The organism is Streptomyces viridosporus (genome assembly GCF_002078235.1).
GTDB lineage: Bacteria > Actinomycetota > Actinomycetes > Streptomycetales > Streptomycetaceae > Streptomyces > Streptomyces viridosporus.
In genome coordinates, this window is record NZ_MSGP01000613.1 from 1 (window position 1) to 1,171 (window position 1,171).

1 protein-coding gene is annotated in these 1,171 nt (G+C 76.6%); it reads left to right on the top strand.

From position 1 onward, the window contains the following. Positions 1–1,106, top strand: a 1,106-nt coding sequence (locus tag B7L92_RS34250; protein ID WP_107501701.1) for an alanine racemase, incomplete at its 5' end; no start/stop codon positions are given. Positions 1,107–1,171 lie beyond the last annotated feature (65 nt).

A 1,171-nucleotide genomic window follows, 5' to 3' on the forward strand; every position in this document is an offset into this window, starting at 1 on the left:
ACGCGGACGACCTGGTCCGCCGGGCCGGCGGGAAACCGGTCCGGGTGGCCAGCAAGTCCGTGCGCTGCCGGGCGCTGCTCGAACGGGTCCTGGCCCGCGGGGGTTTCGCGGGCGTCATGTCGTTCACGCTCGCCGAGTCCCTGTGGCTGGCCCGCTCCGGCTTCGACGACGTGCTGCTCGCCTACCCCTCCGCCGACCGCGCCCGGTACGCCGAGCTCACGGCCGACCCCAAGCTCGCCGCCGCCGTCACGGTCATGGTCGACGATCCGGCGCAGTTGGACCTCATCGACGCCGCGCGGGCCGGTGGCACCGAAGTCGTGCGGGTCTGCCTGGAGTTGGACACCTCCCTGAGGCTGCTGGGCGGGCGGGTGCGGGTCGGCGCCCGGCGCTCCCCGCTGCACTCCCCCGCGCGGCTCGCCGAGGTGGCGCGCGCGGTGGCCCGGCGGCCCGGGTTCCGGGTGGTGGGGATCATGGCGTACGAGGGTCATGTCGCCGGTGTCGGCGACGCGGTGGCCGGCCGGCCGCTGCGGTCCCGGGCGGTACGGCTGATGCAGGCCGCGGCCCGGCGCGAACTGGCCGAGCGGCGCGCGGCGGCCGTGCGCGCGGTGCGGGCCGTCGTGCCGGACCTGGAGTTCGTCAACGGCGGCGGCACGGGCAGTGTGCAGCACACCGCCGCGGAGGACGCGGTCACGGAGGTCGCCGCCGGGTCGGGGCTGTACGTGCCGCGGCTGTTCGACCACTACACGTCGTTCACGGGGCGTCCGGCGGCCCTCTTCGCCCAGCCCGTCGTCCGGCGGCCCGGTGTGGGGGTGGTGACGGTGCTCGGCGGGGGGTATCCGGCGTCCGGCGCGCCCGGTGCCGACCGGCTGCCGGTGCCGTACCTGCCCGAGGGGCTGCGCTACGACCCGCAGGAGGGGGCCGGCGAGGTGCAGACGCCGTTGCTGGGCTCGCCCGCCGACGACCTGCTGATCGGCGACCGGGTGTGGTTCCGGCACGCCAAGGCGGGGGAACTGTGCGAGCGGTTCGACGTGCTGCACCTCGTCGAGGGCGGGGCCGTGACGGCGACGGTGCCGACGTACCGCGGCGAGGGCCGCACGTTCCTGTGACCGCTCAGTCCGCCGGGCCGATGCTGCTGCCGACGCCGCCCGAGCCGGCGTCGGCAGCAGCATCG